The sequence below is a fragment of the Candidatus Legionella polyplacis genome (genome assembly GCF_002776555.1).
GTDB classification, from domain to species: Bacteria; Pseudomonadota; Gammaproteobacteria; order Legionellales; family Legionellaceae; genus Legionella_E; species Legionella_E polyplacis.
In genome coordinates, this window is record NZ_CP021497.1 from 363,196 (window position 1) to 380,371 (window position 17,176).

A 17,176-nucleotide genomic window follows, 5' to 3' on the forward strand; every position below is an offset into this window, starting at 1 on the left:
AATTAACTATGAATAGTATTGTTAATAAATATTCATTAATGATAATTGGTTCAGGACCTGCTGGTTATACTGCAGCTATTTATGCTGCTCGTGCTAATTTAAATCCTATTATTATTGCAGGAGATCAACCAGGTGGTCAGTTAACTACTACAACTTCTGTTGATAATTGGCCTGGAAATATTAATAGATTTCATGGTCCAGAATTAATGAAGAATATAAAAGATCATGTATTACAGTTGAATGTAAATATTATTTATGATAGAGTCACTAATGTAAATTTAAGGAGTAGACCATTTTTTTTAAAAGGGGAAAGGAATATTTATTTTTGTGATGCTTTAATTATTGCTACAGGTTCTTCTCATAGATTTTTAGGCATAAGTTCAGAAAAAAAATATTTAGGACATGGAGTGTCTTTTTGTGCTACATGTGACGGATATTTTTTTCGTAATAAAAAAGTTTGTGTTATTGGAGGAGGAAATACAGCAGTGGAAGAAGCATTATATTTATCAAATATTGTTGATCATGTAATTTTAGTTCATAGAAAGAATGTGTTACGTGCTGAACTTATTTTACAAGATAAGTTATTTAAAAAGGTTAATGATGGTAAAATAGAAATATTATGGAATCATATAGTAGTTGATATTTTAGGAGATGGATCTAAAGTTAATGGAATAACTGTACATGATTTAAATAATAAAAGTTCTAAATTTTTAGATGTTAGTGGTGTTTTTATTGCTATAGGTTTTGTACCAAATACTGATATATTCAAAGATCAGTTGTTAATTGATAAAGATGGATTTATTGTTGTTAATTTTTTTAGAACTGATAATATTAATCAATATATGAATAGTAATAATGTAATGGCTACGTCAACATCTATTTCTGGAGTATTTGCTTGTGGTGATGTTATGGATCCTATTTATAGGCAAGCGATTACTGCTTCTGGATTTGGTTCTATGGCTGCGTTAGATGTGGAAAAGTATTTTAGTTTATATTTTTCAAAAAATAGGTAATAGAATTTTATATGTTGTTTCAATAAAAGATTATAATATTTTTGTTATGAAAATTTTGTGTAGTTAGTATATTAATGTATATATTAATAATAACTATTTTTCTAGATTGTTTTTTTTAGTTAGTTTGTTTTAAAATAAAGAATTTATTTTTATGTAATTAGATAATAATATTAAAGTTATACAAGTAAGTATATATGATGTAGTGATATTTTGTTTTGTATTCCATGCATTAAATTTTATGTAATTTATGTTTATTTTAATTTATATTAAGAAAAGTATAGATATATTTATTTTTAATAAAGATTTGGTATATATTGCTTTATATTATTAATCTTTTGAAAGATTAGTTTTTTAATAATTATTAATTATTTGTTTTATTTTATAGAATTATTTTAACATGTTTTATATAGGTATTTATATTAGTAGTTGATATGATTATTTAAAAGTTTGGTGGCTCAATGGTTCTTATGAAATTAGGTTACTTTTGTGCGTTATTATAATAATAATAGTGGTGGTTTTCGGTATATTTATAAAGAAAAAATTAAGAATTTTGTTAATTGTTCAGATTTATTGTTTTTTTTATTGTTTTTTTTGATTTGTTTTTTATTTATTATAGCCGGAAAGCAAATGGTATATCCTTATAAGATAGGTCAGAAATTGCCAATTTCTCTCTCTTTATTTAAGTTGCCATTATATTCGTTGCGTACTGTATTGCGTATGTTTATTGCTTTAATATTATCAATTTTATTTACTTTTGTATTTGGAACTTTTGCAGCAAAAAGTAATAAAGCTGAAAAAATTATTATACCATTAATTGATATATTGCAATCGGTTCCTGTATTAAGTTTTGTATCTATTACTGTTAATAGTTTTGTTTATTTATTTCCAGGATGTTTACTTGGTGCAGAATTTGCTTCTATTTTTGCGATTTTTACAGCTCAGGTTTGGAATATCGTTCTTGGTTTTTATCAATCATTAAGGTTGTTACCTAATGATTTAAAAGAAGTAGCAGAAATTTTTCAACTTTCTGCTTGGCAAAAGTTTTGGAAAATAGAAGTTCCATTTTCTATTTCAAATTTGTTATGGAATATAATGATTTCTATGTCATCCAGCTGGTTTTTTGTTGTAGTATCAGAAGCAATTTCTATTGCTCATTATAGTATTCATTTGCCTGGAATTGGTTCTTATATTGCATTAGCAATTGAATGTCGTGATTTGTTAGCTGTTTGTTATTCTATTTTTGCTATGGTTATTATTATTTTTCTTTGTGATCAAATTTTATTTAGACCGTTAATTGTTTGGTCAGAAAAATTTAAAATCAAACAATGTATTAATGAAGATGAGTATAAATCATGGTTAATTAATTTAATGAGAAGTGGTATCTTAATAAAGATAATATATAAAAAAATATGTATATTTAAAGATCATTTTATTAATACTTATTGGATTAAGAAAGTATATATAAAAAAATTTAATTTTGTTAAGTTTTTATATTTAAAACAAATTAATTGGTTGTTAAATTTCTTTATTTTAATTTTTATAGGAACAATTATTTGGGTATTAATTAAATTTGTTTTGATGAAATTTAATTTAATAGAAATTTTTCATGTTTGTTTACTTGGAGCTATAACCAGTATTCGAGTTTTAGTTTTAATAGTAATAAGTTCTTTGATTTGGATACCTATTGGTGTTTATATTGGATTGAATCCAAAATTTTCTCAAAAAATTCAACCTGTTATTCAATTTGTTTCTTCTATTCCTGCAAATTTATTTTATCCATTGTTTGTTATTATTATTGTTTATTTTCATTTAAATACTGAAATATTTTTAACTCCTTTAATGATTCTTGGAATGCAATGGTACATATTATTTAATGTTATTGCTGGGGCTAGTAATATTCCTAGTGATCTTCGTTTGGTTGCGGATAATTTTAATCTTACAGGTTGGAAATGGTGGAAACGTTTAGTGTTTCCTAGTATATTTCCATTTTATATTACTGGAGCTATAACTGCTTCTGGAGGAGCTTGGAATGCTAGCGTTGTTTCAGAATATGTAAGTTGGGGAAATATTGTCTTAAAGGCAAATGGATTAGGAGGATATATTCAGACGAATATAATAGATAATAATTTTTCTAAAGTTATTTTAGGGACGATTATAATGTGTATTTATGTTTTGATGTTTAATCATTTAATTTGGAAACCACTTTATCGTTTAGCTAAAAATCGTTGTTGTTTATTTTAAATAAAAGTATATGGCTCGTAATTCAGTATTGTCATCAAAAGTTATTATTTCTTTAGAGAAATGTTCTAAATTTTTTAAAAAAGGATTTAGGAAAGATTTATTGGTATTTGATGAAATAAGTTTTCAATTAAAAGATAAAGAAATTGTTACTATTCTTGGAAAATCAGGATCTGGAAAATCTACTTTGTTACGTATTATTGCTGGTTTAATACCTCCTTCTTCAGGAAAAGTAATATATCGTGGAAAAGAAATTTTTGGTCCAGTTCCTGGTATTGCTATGGTTTTTCAATCTTTTGCTTTAATGCCTTGGTTAACTGTTTTAGAAAATGTGGAATTAGGATTAGAGGCCCAAGGTGTTTCTAAAAAGGAAAGACGTATGCGTTCTATTGAAACTATTGATATTATTGGTTTAGATGGATTTGAATCAGCATTTCCAAAAGAATTGTCTGGAGGTATGTGTCAGAGAGTGGGATTAGCTAGGGCGTTAGTAGTTGATCCTGATGTTTTACTTATGGATGAGCCTTTTTCTGCTTTAGATGTTTTAACGGCAGAAAATTTAAAATCAGATTTATTAAGGTTATTGGAGCAGAAGAAAACTAATATAAATGCAATATTATTAGTTACTCATAATATTGAAGAAGCAGTTATGCTTTCTGATCGTATTATTATTTTTGGTAGTGACCCTGGATATATTTCAGCAGAAGTTGACGTTAATTTATTAAAGCCTAGAAATCCTAATAAGTCTGAATTTAGAGATTTTGTAGACCATGTTTATAGATTAATGACAACCGAACCTAGATATCAATCTAGGTGTACTAGAAATAAGAAACAGATTAATTTATGGTATCGTTTGCCAGATGTTGATCCGGCAGAATTATCTGGTTTAATTGAAACTATGAAGTTTTTTAAAGGTAATATTGAATTGTTGGATTTAGCAGACGAGTTAATGATGGATATTGATGATTTATTTCCTATTTTAGAAAGTTTGACTATATTAGGATTTGCTGATGTATCTGATGGAAAAATTAAACTTAGTGTTTTGGGTATACAATTTTCAAGTGCTGATTTGCAAGGTCGTAAACAAATATTTGCTTGTTGTTTGTTAGAAAAAATATTTTTAGCACGTTATATACGTTATATATTAGATCAAAAGTATGATCATCAAGTTTCAGAAGAATATTTTTTAAATAAACTTGAATATTATTTAGATGAAAAAGAATCTAAGAGAGTTTTACATACAATGATAGATTGGGCTAGATATGCTGAGATTTTTGCTTATGATTTTAATACAGGTATTTTGAGTTTAGAGAATCCTGGTATTAAGGAAAGATAAATTTTAATTAAAATATTTTATTTATTGTAAACATAAAATATTTAGAATGTTAAGTAAATTTTATTTAATGTATGTATTAAATTAGCATTATATTGTTAAAGAGGTTTTAATAAATGTTATTTATTTTTATGTACTTTGTAAAAAAGTTTTAAATAAATATTTTTAACTAATTCTTTTTTTAATTCAATTAATTTTTTATGAAAAAAATGTCCTGTTTTTTTAAATAAAATTATAGGTATAGGAGGAGAAAATTGTTGGGAAAATTGTTTGATTGTTGATATTGGTATTATATGATCTTGATTTCCTTGAAAAATTATCCATGATATTTTTTTAATATTTTTATTATAGTGAAAATGATAATGATTGATAGGTGGTGCTATGGTTATTAATAATGTATTTTCAAAATGTAAAGCTGTTCTATAGGCTACATAAGAACCAAAAGAAAATCCTGAAAACAAAAATTTAAATTTTTTATTTTTATTTTGCAATAGTTTTGTAAGAGATAGCATATCTTTTGTTTCTCCATATCCCTTATCATATTTTCCTTCTGATTTTCCTACTCCTCTAAAATTAAATGTTACACTAGGTATTCCTAAAATATTAAAAGAATTTGCTATGGTTGTAACAATTTTATTGTACATATTTCCTCCTTTTAATGGGTGAGGATGTCCTATTATTACAATATATTTTTTTTTATTTATTCTGTTAGGGATTTGTATTATTCCCTCTAAATATCCTAAATTTCCTTTAAATATAAAAAAATGTTTTTTAATTGATTTTTTTTTTAATTTTTCGATAATCATATCTATATTTATAGGATAAAGTTTTAGTTATTATTTTTAATAATTTTATTATATAGGTAAAATAAAATTTATTTTTTATTGTTGAATAGTTTTTTTTAAAAAAAATATATTATATATTATATAATAATTTATCTTTTATATTTTTTATAACTGAAATGAAAGTTTTTTTTAAAGTTTTAGAATGGATAAAATTTCGTAGTTCTTTATCTTCTTGTAAATCTTTAGGTTTTATTCCTACAATGGGAAATTTGCATAATGGACATTTTTCTTTATTTAAAAAAAGTAAGGAAGAGAATGATTTTACTATTGTTAGTATATTTGTAAATCCTATTCAATTTGAATCTAACGAAGAATATATAAGTTATCCTCGTACTTTAAAGAATGACTTGAGTAGTTTAATGGATTTAGAAATTGATTTTTGTTTAGTTCCTAAAAATAATGAAATTTATTCTGATAAAGATTATTATAAAATACAAGAGAATTTTTTTTCAAAAATAATGGAGGGCTCAAGAAGATCTAATTATATAACAGGTATGCTTACTATAGTTATGAAATTGTTAAATATAACAAAGCCAAATAAAATTTATTTTGGTGAGAAAGATTATCAACAATACAATTTAGTATTGAATATGATTCATGCGTTTTTTATGAATATTGAAGTTAAAATGTGTCCTACGATTAGAGAAAAAAGTGGATTAGCTTATAGTTCTCGTAATAATTTTTTAACTAAAGATGAACGATATAAAGCTGATTTATTTTCTTATATATTTTTGAATGAAAAAAATTTGGTAGATATTAGAAATAAACTTAATGATAATGGAATACATGTAGAATATTTAGAAGAATATAATTTTAGGCGTTTTATAGCAGTTAAGATAGGAAAAGTATGTTTAATTGATAATTATTTAATAAACAAATGATATATAGAATTATTTTAAAAATAAAATTTTTTTCTTTGTTTTTATAATTTAGTATTATATACTATTAAAATATATTTTTTTTATTTAATATAATGTGCAGCAATGGATATATTATGTATATAAAGACATTAGATGATAAAAATTTTGATAATGAGTTAATGAATTCAAATGGTTTTTTTTTAATAGATTTTTGGGCAGATTGGTGTAATCCTTGTATGGCATTACTTCCTATATTAGAAGAGTTATCTGTAGAGTATAAAGGAGTAATTCTTTTTGGAAAAATTAATGTTGATATTAATTTAGATATACCTAAGAGGTATAATGTAATGAGTATTCCTACTTTAATTTTATTTAAAGATGGTGTTTTAGTTGATAGAAAAATTGGAAGTGTGAGTAAATTGGATATTTTAAATTTTATTGATTTAAATAGATAAATATGACCTTATTGTGAATAAGTAAGTTTTTTTGTGTATTTTTTTACGTTGATTAATTATAGAAATTTAGGTGTAGTAATTTTGTTAAATTAAATTAATATTTAGTTTTTAGATAGAATTATGTTTTTAAGAGTTTTATAGAAATATTGTATTTCTGTTTTAGTTCTCATTTCTGTTGCGCAGGTTAGTATACAATTTTTTAGATTTGGATAATGTTGTTCTACCTGGTATCCTCCAAATATTTCGTATTTTTCTAGATTTAATAGTATTTTTTCTGCTGTGTAGTGTTTGTGTTTTATTTTAATTAATGCTTCATGAAAAAATGGTGTTTTATTAAAAAATAATTTAATACCTTTTATTTGTACAAGTTTTTGTATTAAGTTTTTTGTTTTTTCATGACATTCGATAGCTATATTATTTAATCTTTTTGATCCTAAAACACTTAAATAAATTGTTGCAGCTATAGCTAATAGATTTTGATTTGTACATATATTAGATGTTGCTTTTTCTCTTCTTATATGTTGTTCTCTGGTTTGTAGAACAAGAGTAAATCCTGTTTTTCCATTTTTATCAGTAGTTTTTCCTACGATTCTTCCAGGCATTTGTCTAACATATTTCATTTTAGTTCCAAAAAACCCAAAGTATGGTCCTCCGTAAAACATAGGACAACCAAGCGGTTGTCCTTCTCCACATGTTATTGTAACTCCATCCCCTCCCCATATTCCAGGTGGAGTTAATATTAATAAAGATAATGGATTTACGCAAGCTATACTAATTATGTTATTTTTATTTGCCCAGTATGTTAATTCATCTACTGGTTCAAGGCAACCAAAAAAATTTGGTTGTGTGATTATTATTGCTGCGGTATTTTTGTTTTTATATTTATTTAATTTAGATAAATCTGTTGTTCCTGTTTGTTGATTGAATGGTATATAAATAATATTTATGTTTTTATGATTGTTTAGAATAGTTTTTAAAGTATATTTGTATAATGGGTGTAAAGAATTAGGAATTAATATTGTTTTTTTTTCATTAATAGTTTTATTTATATTATTAGAATTTTTAATTCGTATTGCCATAAATATCGCTTCTGCTAATGCGGTTGATCCATCATACATAGATGAATTAGATATTTCCATTTTAGTTAATTCTGATATCATACTTTGATATTCATAAAGTATTTGTAGTGTTCCTTGGCTGGCTTCTGGTTGATATGGTGTATAGGCAGTTAAAAATTCGCTTCTAGATGTGATATCCCATACAATAGATGGGATAAAGTGATCATAACTTCCTGCTCCGATAAAACAAATTCCTTTTTTATTTTTTTTTGCTAGTTTATTTGCTATTTTTAGCATATTTATCTCGTTAATTTTTTTTGGAATGTTTTTAAAGTTATTTGAAAAAAGAAAGGATGGTATTTCTTTAAATAATTCTTTGATTTTTTTAATTCCGATTTCGGATAACATAGATTTTATGTCTGATTTTGTATGTGGTATATATGGCATATATTTGCAATAATTTGTTAACTATTTAATAGTTTTTCATATTGGTTTTGATCTAATAGATTTTTAATATCATTGATGTTTGCAGGTTTTATTTTTATCAACCATCCAGCATCATAAGGATCATGATTAATTATTGAAGGATCATGTTCCACATTTTTATTTATTTCTATTACTGTTCCATTGATTGGACTGTAAATATCTGATGCTGCTTTTATAGATTCAATAATAGCTATAATATCTTTTGTTTTTATTGTTTGATATTTTTTTATAGAAAAATTAATAAAGATTAAATCTCCAAGTGTTTTTTGAGCATAGTTAGTTATTCCAATTTTATATATTTCTTTTGAATTATTTGTTTCAATCCATTCATGTGTATCGGTAAATCTTAATTGATAGTTTTTTTTCATTGTTGTTAAAAATATTTGATATATAAAATTTTATTATAATATAAATTATTTTAATCACGAAAATTTTTATAGTAAGGTGTGTTTTTAATTTTTTTGAAGTATTTAGGATTATTAGTTTTTTATTTTAATAAATGAATTTTTATAGATATATAATGTTAAGTGTTTTTTTAAAAATTTTATACAAATAAGAGTTTAGTTTCGTATTCCAATACCTTTTCTCAGAAGTATTTTATTAATAATAAAAAATATCATTATTATTATACAAATCATAAATATTGAAATGTCTATATATTTTTCTTTACTATTAGTTATAGCATAACGTAATATTTTTATCATATAAAATATTGGGTTGATATGTAGAATAGTTTTCCATGTATTAGATAACATGTTGCTTGTATAAAAAATTCCTCCTAAGTAAGTTAATGGTGTAAGAAAGAAGTTTGGAATGATTGTAATATCATCAAAATTTTTTGCTAAAAGTGCATTTGTAAATCCAGTTAAAGAAAAAATACTAGATACCAATATGATGATTAATATAGTAAGTGCTGGATGTTTTATTGGTATAAAATAAAAAAAACAGGATACTATATATACTAGTATAGATACTATCATTCCTCTTAATATACCACCAAATGTGTATCCAATTAGTAGTAAATTATCACTCATAGGGCTTACTAAAATTTCTTCTATATTTTTTTGAAATCGTGCATTAAACAATGATGATGAAACGTTGTTATAAGAATTTATTATAACGGACATAATAATTAGTCCTGGAGTAATAAAACTAGAATAGTTTATATTGTGATCTATTAATCCTATTTGTTTTCCTATTATAGTTCCAAATATTAAAATGTAAAGTGCACTATTTATTATAGGAGGAATGAATACTTGACTTGCTATACGTATAATACGTGTATATTCATGTTTAATAAGTGTATATAAAGCGATATATTGTTTTTTAATGGTTATCATGTCTGTGATTGATTAAATCTAGAAATAATGTTTCTAATCTGTTAGTTTTGTTACGCATACTGTGAATGATAAATCCGCTTTTTGATAACGAATTAAATATTTTGTTTAGTGAATAGTTATTTTTTATATGAATTTCGAATGTGTAATTATCAATTTTTTTTGTATATATAGATCTTAGTTTAGGTGGTGATTGGAATGGTTGTTTTGTATTAAAAATAAATATTTGTTTTTTTAAAGTTTTAAGTAAAGTTTGTATAGAACTATTGTATACAATCATACCTTTATGAATTATTGCTATATTTTTACATAGTTGTTCTGCTTCTTCTAAATAATGAGTTGTTAATAAAATTGTAGTTCCTTCTTGGTTTGTTTTTGTTAAAAAACTCCACATGTTATGTCTATTTTCTATATCTATTCCAGCTGTTGGTTCATCAAGAATTAAAATTTTTGGTTTATGTATTAATGCTCTAGCAATCATTAATTGTCTTTTCATTCCTCCGGATAAATACCTTATAGTTAATTTTCTATTTTTCCATAAACCAATTGTTTTCAATAACCATTCCATTCTTGGTGTTGCTTTTTTTTTTGTTATTCCATAATATCCTGCTTGATTTATTAAGATTTGTTCGCTATTTTCAAATATATTAAGATTAAATTCTTGTGGAACAAACCCCATATAAGATTTTGCTAATTTAGGATATTTATCTAAATTATTATTATAAATATAGATATTTCCTGATGTTTTTTTTAGTAATGTTGTAATTATTCCAATTGTTGTAGATTTTCCTGCTCCATTGCTTCCTAATAAAGCGAAGAAATCTCCAGGATTGATATTTAAATTAACATTTTGTAGCGCATTGAATCCATTATTATATGTTTTATATAGATTTTTAATTTGTATAGCAAGCATAATTATAGTATTGATAAGTTTTATAATTTATAAAATATTTAATATTAATATGTATTATTTTATTGATATGTATATTCTATGGTAGGAAATTTATTTTCTTTTACTTCTTTGTTATATGTGTTTATAGAATTTAGAATTATATTTTTTATTTTTGTATATTGTTTTAAAAATTTTGGTTTAAGTTTTGTTTGTATTCCTAATAGGTCATGCCATACTAGTATTTGACCATCTGTATTAGGGCCAGCTCCAATACCAATGGTAGGTATTTTTATAGATTTTGTAATGATTTTTGCTAATGATTCTGGTACACATTCAATTAGTATAGAAAAACATCCGGATGATTCTAAATTTTTTGCTTGATGTATAATTTTGTTCTGTTCTTCTTTAGTTGTGCCTTGTATTGTGTATCCTCCTAGTTTATAGATAGATTGTGGAGTTAGTCCTATATGACCCATAATTGGAATTCCTATATTTACTAGAAAATTAATGGTTTTATATATATGATCATTACCTCCTTCAATTTTTATTGCTTGTGCTCCAGATTGAATAATTTTTTTTACATTTTTTATTGTATTTGATAATGAGGAACAATAACCCAAAAATGGTAAATCACTAATTATAAACTTATTTTTTATTCCTTTATATACAGCTTTTGTATGAGATGTGATCATATCTATAGTTGTCATTGTGGTGTTTGGATATCCGTACATTACCATAGATACTGAATCTCCTACTAATACTCCATCAATATTAGATTCAGATACTATACAGGCTGATAAATAATCATAACAAGTAATCATACTTATTTTAGAGTTGTTTTTTTTTAATTTGAAATCATTAATTTTCATTATAAATTATGGTAATTTAATTTTTAATTAATTTTAATATTATAAAACATTCATAGTATTAATGAAATATTATATTTTAGTTTATAGTAATATTTTTTTTAAAATAGTTTTTTGCTATTATTATAGATAATTGAGATATTTAGAAGCTTTTATTTTTAGAAAAAATTTTTTTAAATATAGAAAAATAATATGTTACTTTTAACATTATACATTATTTTATTAATGTATAAATGATTTTATTTTTTTATATGCCGAGATGGTGAAATTGGTATACACATTAGTTTCAGAAGCTAATATAGAGTATTTTCTATTTGGAGGTTCGAATCCTCCTCTCGGCACATTTTTAATATATTATGTTCTATAATAAATATAGAGTTTTTAATTGTTAGTATTATTATTTATTAAATTAGCAATTGATTGACCATAAAAAATGTTTTTTCCTATATATATTTTAGGATTCCATATAATGTTTTTATTTTTTGGGAATATAAGAATTATTGTAGATCCTAATTTAAAATATCCTATTTCTTTTCCTTTTTTAATTTTAAATTTTGATTTGCTAAAATTATTGTTTATTTCATTTTTATTTGAAAAAAAAAGAAATTCTTTTTTATATGAACAGTTTTGTTCTCCGGTCCAATTTGTTCCAATTGTTCCTACTAATGCTGCTCCTATAAATATAATATAAATATCGCCTAATTGTGTTTTAAATGTCATTATTAGTCGTTTATTTTTAGAATATATAAATGGTATAATATTGATTAATTTTGGGTTTACAGAAAATAATTTTCCTGGTATAAGTGTTATATTTTTTAATATGCCATTTATTGGCATGTGAACTCTATGATAATTTTTTGGTGATAAATAAAATATTATAAAATTACATTTGTTTAAATTATTGTTTATTTTTTTTTCATGAAGAAATAGTTCATTTATTAAATAGGATTGATTTTTAATTTTTAAAAATTTTTTGTTTTTTAATTCTCCTATTTCGTTAATTATTCCGTCTACTGGTGAAATAATTGTAGATTTTTCTATAATTCTACAATTTTTTTTTAGATGTCTTATAAAAAAATCGTTAAAACATTTATATTTTTTTATATTTGTTTCTTTAATTTCATTTGTGTTTATATTATATTTTTTGATAAATTTTTGGATAAGAAAATTTTTTATAAAAAAAATTTTATTATTTGCAAATATTTTTATTAGTAAAGTTATATTTTTTTTTGAACAGAATATTTGAAATATAACTTTTAAAGTATTTTTAAGCATTGTTAAGTTTTTTATTGTATAGAAAATTTATTTTATTTATAATAAACTTAATTTTAAATTAATATCAAAAATATTAGAATATTATTATATTTTTTAAGTAATTTTTATAAACATTGAATTTAGTATATGATAAAAATAGTAATTATTTATAATTTTGTTACAAATTTGTAGATTTTATGTTTTATATGTACTAAAATTGTATTTAGTATGATTTTTTATAAATTTGAAATTTCTTAGGTCTTTAAGAAAGAGGGTTGTTTGATATGTTATTTTTATTCCAAAAGATAAAATTTTTATATAGGTAAATTCAAGTGGTTTTTATCAATTAATTTATAATTTCTCAGAATTCGTTTTATAAGATTAAAATAAAGTAATTAATTATAGTGTGGAGATCATGAATCTTAGTGAATTAAAGCAATTACCAATTGCTGATCTTGTAAGTATTGCTCAGAAAATGGGAACAGAAAATACATCTCGTATGCGTAAGCAAGATATTATTTTTGCAATTTTAAAAGCTCATTCTTGTAAGGGGGAAGATATTTTTGGAGGAGGTGTGTTAGAGATTTTACCAGATAGTTTTGGTTTTTTAAGGTCTGAAGAAGGTTTTTATCAAGCTGGACCAGATGATATTTATGTTTCTCCAAGTCAAATAAGAAGATTTGGTCTTCGTACTGGTGATACTATCATAGGAAAGATTCGTCCACCTAAAGATAATGAACGTTATTTTGCTTTATTAAAAGTTGATCAAATTAATTTTGATTCTCCAGAAGATGCTAAAAGAAAGATTTTGTTTGAAAATTTAACTCCATTATTTGCTACGAAACGTTTAATTATGGAGCAAGGAAATGGTAGTACTGAGGATTTAACAGCTAGAGTTATTGATCTTTGTGCTCCATTTGGTAGGGGGCAGAGGGGGCTAATTGTTTCACCTCCTAAGGCTGGAAAAACTATTATGTTACAAAATATTGCACATTCTATAGAAAAAAATTATGTAGATTGTTATTTAATAGTTTTATTAATTGATGAACGTCCTGAAGAAGTTACTGAAATGCAACGTTCTGTTAAAGGTGAAGTTGTTGCTAGTACTTTTGATGAACCTGCTAATCGTCATATTCAGGTAGCTGAAATGGTCATTGAGAAGGCTAAACGTTTAGTAGAGCATAAGAAAGATGTTGTAGTTCTTCTTGATTCTATTACTAGATTGGCTAGAGCTTATAATGCTGTTATTCCTTCTTCTGGTAAAGTTTTAACTGGTGGTGTTGATGCAAATGCATTACAGAGACCAAAGAGATTGTATGGTGCAGCTAGAAATATTGAAGAAGGTGGTAGTTTGACTATTATTGCTACTGCTTTAATTGATACTGGTTCTAGGATGGATGAGATAATTTATGAGGAATTTAAAGGAACTGGGAATATGGAAATTCATTTGAGTCGAAATATAGCTGAGCGTAGAGTTTTTCCAGCTATAAATATAAATAGATCTGGTACTCGTCGTGAAGATTTGTTGTTAAGTTCTGAATATTTACATAGAATATGGATATTAAGAAAAATTTTGCAATCTATGGATGAAACTGATTCTATAGAGTTTATTTTAGAAAAAATGAAGCATCATAAAACTAATTCTGAATTTTTTGATGCAATGAAACGTCAAGAATGATTTAATTATATTTTTGTTTTGTTTTTTTTTGATATTTTTATTAATTTTTGTTTTATAAAAAATATTTTTGATTAAGAATCATAATAGTTTTATTAGTTTTATTTTTTGTTAATATTTTTTTTGATGAGTATGAATATTTTATTCAAATAAAAATTTTTAAGTAAAAATTTTTGTGAAGAAAATTTGTTTTTTAAAGATTATATATAGGGGATTGTAATGTTGTTTCTTTATTGGATTTTTAGTTGTTTTATTATTTTATTGATTTTTTGTCTAATTTTTAATGTTATTAAATATAATTTAGAAAAATTTAATAAGGAGGATTTTCATAAAAGTTTTTTTGTTATGGGAATTTTATCATTGTTATTAATTTTATTGATTAGTATTATGGTTTATATAGTTAGATAAATACTTTATTTGATGATGTTTTTTATTAAAATATAGAAATTATAATTCTATTATGTTGTTATTTTTTGTTCCAATTAAAATTTTGTTTGCTGTTCGTTTTGCAAATATTCCGTTTTCTATTACTCCTGGTATATTATTTATTTTTTTTTCTAAAATTTTTGGGTGTTTTATGTTTAGATTATAGACATCTAATATTATATTTCCATTGTCACTTATAAAATTAGTTCTTTGTTTAGGAATTCCACCTAATTTAGTTAGTTCATTTGTTACATAATTTTTTGCCATTGGTATAATTTCTACTGCTACTGGGAATTTTCCTAGTTTTTTGACGATTTTTTTTTCTTCAACAATGCAAATAAATTTTTTTGCAAAGGAAGCAATAATTTTTTCTCTAGTTAATGCTCCTCCTCCACCTTTTATCATATTATATTTTTTTGTGATTTCATCTGCGCTATCAATATAGATAGGTAAATTTGTAATAGAATTTATATTTGTAATGGGTAAATTAAAGAGTTTAAGGTATTTTTCTGTTATTTTAGAACTTGGGATGTATAGTATTTTTTTATTTAAATATTTTATTGTGGATATATATTTAATAAAATAGTTTATAGTTGTTCCAGTTCCAATACCTATGATAGGTGAGTGTTTAATATATTTTAAAGCTGATTCTGCTATTTTTTTTTTTATTGCATTCATTTTTATAATAAATAATAGATTAATTGTATATGTATAAAATTATTAATATGTTTTTGTTTGTTATAAATAGTAGATACAACCTATTATAGGTGTTTTTTATAAACATGGTAATGTTATTCCTGTTTGTTTTTGATATTTTCCTTTTTTATCTTGGTAGGATATTAAGCAGTTTGAGTCGGATTCTAAAAAAATGATTTGTATAATTCCTTCTTTTGCATAAATTTTTACTGGTAAATTTGTGGAATTAGACAGTTCTATTGTTATATGTCCTTCCCATTCTGGTTCTATTGGTGTTATGTTTGTTATAATTCCGCATCTTGCATATGTAGATTTTCCTATGCAAATTGCCAAGATATTTCTTGGTATTTTAAAATATTCTATTGTTCTTGTCAAGACAAATGAATTAGGTGGTATTGTGCAAGTATTTTTTGACGAATTTAGAAAACTATTTTTGTTAAAGTTTTTTGGATCTAAAATAACAGAATTTATGTTAGTGAAAATTTTAAATTCGTTAGAACATCTAGCATCGTATCCGTAGCTAGATAGTCCATATGAAATGATTTTTTTATTTCCTTTTTTTCTAATATTTGTTTTTTCAAATGGATTAATCATATTATGAGTTATAGACATATGTTTAATCCAATTATCTGATTTTATTGGCATTTTTAAAAAAAAATATTTTTTTTAAACTAAAAAGCCCATTTAGAAAAGAATATGGGCTTTTTAGTTTTTTATTTTTATATACGTAAAGTATATATTTTATAATTTCTATTAATAATAAGTTAGAAATTACATATTACTTGTCCATTTTATTCCAAAGAACGGACCATATATGGAAAAGTTTGAGTTTCTTGATAGTGAATTTCTATTTATTGTATCTATCACATTTGAATAACTTATCCAAGTCCATCCTGTGTTTAATGTAATGTCTCCCTTATTTGTCATGTATGTATATTTTGCTCCTAATTGTGTTTCTATTCCAGGAATTATGGATGTTTTTGATTTTGTATCGTAAGTTGCTTCTCCTTTTTCATTAAAATGTGTTGATATAGATTTGTGATCTCCAGATAATATAGCTGTTGATCCTTTACCATATATTGAAAATCCATTTCCAAAATTATATGTTATATCAGTTCCTATATTTGGTCCCATTCCTGTATATTGAGTGCTTTCTTTATATAATAGATTGTTATTTGCGAAATCTTGACTAGACAAAGTTAGTTTTTGATCTCTTTCTATATTTGAATATTGAATTCCAGTATGAATTCTTATATTGGTAAGATTATTTAGATTTATAGTTTGCCCGAATTCTAGATTCATTGAATTCCATTTTGGTTTTATATTTTCTCCAGAAATGTCGGTAATCATGGACGTTTTGTTTGGTATTAATTCTATCAAATCTCCTTGATGTATGTTATTTTCTTCATTTCCTTGCCAATGATTCCAGTTGAATGTTATATCATTTCCGGAATTTAAATAATAAGAACTTATTAATTTGAAACCTAGGTTATGTTCTAAATTTATAAGATATGGCCATGTTATGTAGCTATCACTTATATTTGATTGTTCATTATCATGATTATTCTCATTTGTTTCAGAGCTTAAATATAAAGTATAAGCACTAAAATCCCATGTGTTTTTTTTGCATGGAACGGAAACTGATAAAGGAGTGCAAAAAGACCCCATAGTTCCAGCAAATACTGCGCTACTACTTAGCGTAAGTACGGCTATTGCTGTTTTTTTTAGATTTAACATTCTAA

Annotated in this window: 16 protein-coding genes and 1 tRNA gene; 7 read left to right on the top strand and 10 right to left on the bottom strand. The window is 23.9% G+C overall.

The features are described 5' to 3' along the window. Positions 1-8 precede the first annotated feature (8 nt). The 3 genes from trxB (at position 9) to CCU22_RS01810 (ending at position 4,587) form a co-directional block, all read left to right on the top strand. On the top strand, positions 9-1,013 hold the full coding sequence (gene trxB / locus CCU22_RS01800) for a thioredoxin-disulfide reductase (RefSeq protein WP_100114882.1): 1,005 nt from the start codon (positions 9-11) through the stop codon (positions 1,011-1,013). A gap of 627 nt (positions 1,014-1,640) precedes the next feature. Beyond that, complete coding sequence (locus CCU22_RS01805) at positions 1,641-3,254, top strand: ABC transporter permease (RefSeq protein ID WP_100115039.1); 1,614 nt, start codon at positions 1,641-1,643, stop codon at positions 3,252-3,254. A gap of 10 nt (positions 3,255-3,264) precedes the next feature. Further along, positions 3,265-4,587, top strand: a complete 1,323-nt coding sequence (locus tag CCU22_RS01810) for an ABC transporter ATP-binding protein (protein WP_100114883.1) — start codon at positions 3,265-3,267, stop codon at positions 4,585-4,587. A gap of 116 nt (positions 4,588-4,703) precedes the next feature. Here CCU22_RS01810 and CCU22_RS01815 read toward each other — a convergent pair whose 3' ends face one another. Next, positions 4,704-5,390 (bottom strand): alpha/beta hydrolase, encoded by a 687-nt coding sequence (locus CCU22_RS01815; RefSeq protein ID WP_100114884.1) that lies wholly within the window; start codon positions 5,388-5,390, stop codon positions 4,704-4,706. Between the two features lie 155 nt (positions 5,391-5,545). Between CCU22_RS01815 and CCU22_RS01820 the strand changes: the two genes are divergently transcribed. Together CCU22_RS01820 and trxA are read left to right on the top strand one after the other, a co-directional pair. Then, positions 5,546-6,310 (top strand): pantoate--beta-alanine ligase, encoded by a 765-nt coding sequence (locus CCU22_RS01820; protein WP_100114885.1) that lies wholly within the window; start codon positions 5,546-5,548, stop codon positions 6,308-6,310. Between the two features lie 113 nt (positions 6,311-6,423). Further along, complete coding sequence (gene trxA / locus CCU22_RS01825) at positions 6,424-6,744, top strand: thioredoxin (RefSeq protein ID WP_158521319.1); 321 nt, start codon at positions 6,424-6,426, stop codon at positions 6,742-6,744. A gap of 101 nt (positions 6,745-6,845) precedes the next feature. Here trxA and gcvPA read toward each other — a convergent pair whose 3' ends face one another. The 5 genes from gcvPA to panB all read right to left on the bottom strand — a co-directional run bounded on the left by gcvPA (position 6,846) and on the right by panB (position 11,386). Beyond that, complete coding sequence (gene gcvPA, locus CCU22_RS01830; RefSeq protein ID WP_100114887.1) at positions 6,846-8,249, bottom strand: aminomethyl-transferring glycine dehydrogenase subunit GcvPA; 1,404 nt, start codon at positions 8,247-8,249, stop codon at positions 6,846-6,848. 17 nt (positions 8,250-8,266) lie between these two features. Then, positions 8,267-8,656, bottom strand: coding sequence for a glycine cleavage system protein GcvH (gene gcvH, locus CCU22_RS01835; protein WP_100114888.1), 390 nt, complete (start codon positions 8,654-8,656; stop codon positions 8,267-8,269). Positions 8,657-8,848: 192 nt separating this feature from the next. Continuing rightward, a complete protein-coding gene (locus CCU22_RS01840) occupies positions 8,849-9,628 on the bottom strand; it encodes an ABC transporter permease (protein WP_233485101.1) in 780 nt (259 codons plus the stop codon). Next, a complete protein-coding gene (locus CCU22_RS01845) occupies positions 9,615-10,538 on the bottom strand; it encodes an ABC transporter ATP-binding protein (RefSeq protein ID WP_100114889.1) in 924 nt (307 codons plus the stop codon). Before CCU22_RS01845 ends, CCU22_RS01840 begins: the two co-directional genes overlap by 14 nt. A gap of 59 nt (positions 10,539-10,597) precedes the next feature. After that, positions 10,598-11,386 carry a 3-methyl-2-oxobutanoate hydroxymethyltransferase gene (gene panB, locus CCU22_RS01850; protein WP_100114890.1) on the bottom strand — a complete coding sequence of 263 codons (789 nt, stop codon included), beginning with the start codon at positions 11,384-11,386 and terminating at the stop codon, positions 10,598-10,600. A gap of 250 nt (positions 11,387-11,636) precedes the next feature. Here panB and CCU22_RS01855 point away from each other — a divergent pair. Then, positions 11,637-11,724, top strand: a tRNA-Leu gene (locus CCU22_RS01855). Between the two features lie 40 nt (positions 11,725-11,764). Here CCU22_RS01855 and asd read toward each other — a convergent pair. Next, the gene (asd, locus tag CCU22_RS01860; protein ID WP_100114891.1) at positions 11,765-12,658 is read right to left on the bottom strand and encodes an archaetidylserine decarboxylase; all 894 of its coding nucleotides are present in this window, start codon (positions 12,656-12,658) and stop codon (positions 11,765-11,767) included. 394 nt (positions 12,659-13,052) lie between these two features. On the opposite strand from asd, the gene rho reads away from it, so the two are divergent. Continuing rightward, positions 13,053-14,315: a transcription termination factor Rho gene (rho, locus tag CCU22_RS01865; RefSeq protein WP_100114892.1), complete on the top strand. Its 1,263-nt coding sequence runs from the start codon at positions 13,053-13,055 to the stop codon at positions 14,313-14,315. 444 nt (positions 14,316-14,759) lie between these two features. Here rho and rpiA read toward each other — a convergent pair whose 3' ends face one another. The 3 genes from rpiA to CCU22_RS01885 form a co-directional block, all read right to left on the bottom strand. Next, positions 14,760-15,416: a ribose-5-phosphate isomerase RpiA gene (gene rpiA, locus CCU22_RS01875; RefSeq protein ID WP_100114894.1), complete on the bottom strand. Its 657-nt coding sequence runs from the start codon at positions 15,414-15,416 to the stop codon at positions 14,760-14,762. Positions 15,417-15,512: 96 nt separating this feature from the next. Continuing rightward, positions 15,513-16,079 carry a dCTP deaminase gene (gene dcd / locus CCU22_RS01880; RefSeq protein ID WP_100114895.1) on the bottom strand — a complete coding sequence of 189 codons (567 nt, stop codon included), beginning with the start codon at positions 16,077-16,079 and terminating at the stop codon, positions 15,513-15,515. 126 nt (positions 16,080-16,205) lie between these two features. Then, positions 16,206-17,171, bottom strand: a complete 966-nt coding sequence (locus tag CCU22_RS01885) for an Lpg1974 family pore-forming outer membrane protein (RefSeq protein WP_100114896.1) — start codon at positions 17,169-17,171, stop codon at positions 16,206-16,208. Between the last annotated feature and the right edge of the window lie 5 nt (positions 17,172-17,176).

Bases quoted from the DNA above. Each gene is read 5' to 3' on its own strand.
- trxB (WP_100114882.1), top strand. From the start codon at position 9: ATGAATAGTATTGTTAATAAATATTCATTAATGATAATTGGTTCAGGA.
- CCU22_RS01805 (WP_100115039.1), top strand. From the start codon at position 1,641: ATGGTATATCCTTATAAGATAGGTCAGAAATTGCCAATTTCTCTCTCT.
- CCU22_RS01810 (WP_100114883.1), top strand. From the start codon at position 3,265: ATGGCTCGTAATTCAGTATTGTCATCAAAAGTTATTATTTCTTTAGAG.
- CCU22_RS01815 (WP_100114884.1), bottom strand. From the start codon at position 5,390: ATGATTATCGAAAAATTAAAAAAAAAATCAATTAAAAAACATTTTTTT.
- CCU22_RS01820 (WP_100114885.1), top strand. From the start codon at position 5,546: ATGAAAGTTTTTTTTAAAGTTTTAGAATGGATAAAATTTCGTAGTTCT.
- trxA (WP_158521319.1), top strand. From the start codon at position 6,424: ATGTATATAAAGACATTAGATGATAAAAATTTTGATAATGAGTTAATG.
- gcvPA (WP_100114887.1), bottom strand. From the start codon at position 8,249: ATGCCATATATACCACATACAAAATCAGACATAAAATCTATGTTATCC.
- gcvH (WP_100114888.1), bottom strand. From the start codon at position 8,656: ATGAAAAAAAACTATCAATTAAGATTTACCGATACACATGAATGGATT.
- CCU22_RS01840 (WP_233485101.1), bottom strand. From the start codon at position 9,628: ATGATAACCATTAAAAAACAATATATCGCTTTATATACACTTATTAAA.
- CCU22_RS01845 (WP_100114889.1), bottom strand. From the start codon at position 10,538: ATGCTTGCTATACAAATTAAAAATCTATATAAAACATATAATAATGGA.
- panB (WP_100114890.1), bottom strand. From the start codon at position 11,386: ATGAAAATTAATGATTTCAAATTAAAAAAAAACAACTCTAAAATAAGT.
- asd (WP_100114891.1), bottom strand. From the start codon at position 12,658: ATGCTTAAAAATACTTTAAAAGTTATATTTCAAATATTCTGTTCAAAA.
- rho (WP_100114892.1), top strand. From the start codon at position 13,053: ATGAATCTTAGTGAATTAAAGCAATTACCAATTGCTGATCTTGTAAGT.
- rpiA (WP_100114894.1), bottom strand. From the start codon at position 15,416: ATGAATGCAATAAAAAAAAAAATAGCAGAATCAGCTTTAAAATATATT.
- dcd (WP_100114895.1), bottom strand. From the start codon at position 16,079: ATGCCAATAAAATCAGATAATTGGATTAAACATATGTCTATAACTCAT.
- CCU22_RS01885 (WP_100114896.1), bottom strand. From the start codon at position 17,171: ATGTTAAATCTAAAAAAAACAGCAATAGCCGTACTTACGCTAAGTAGT.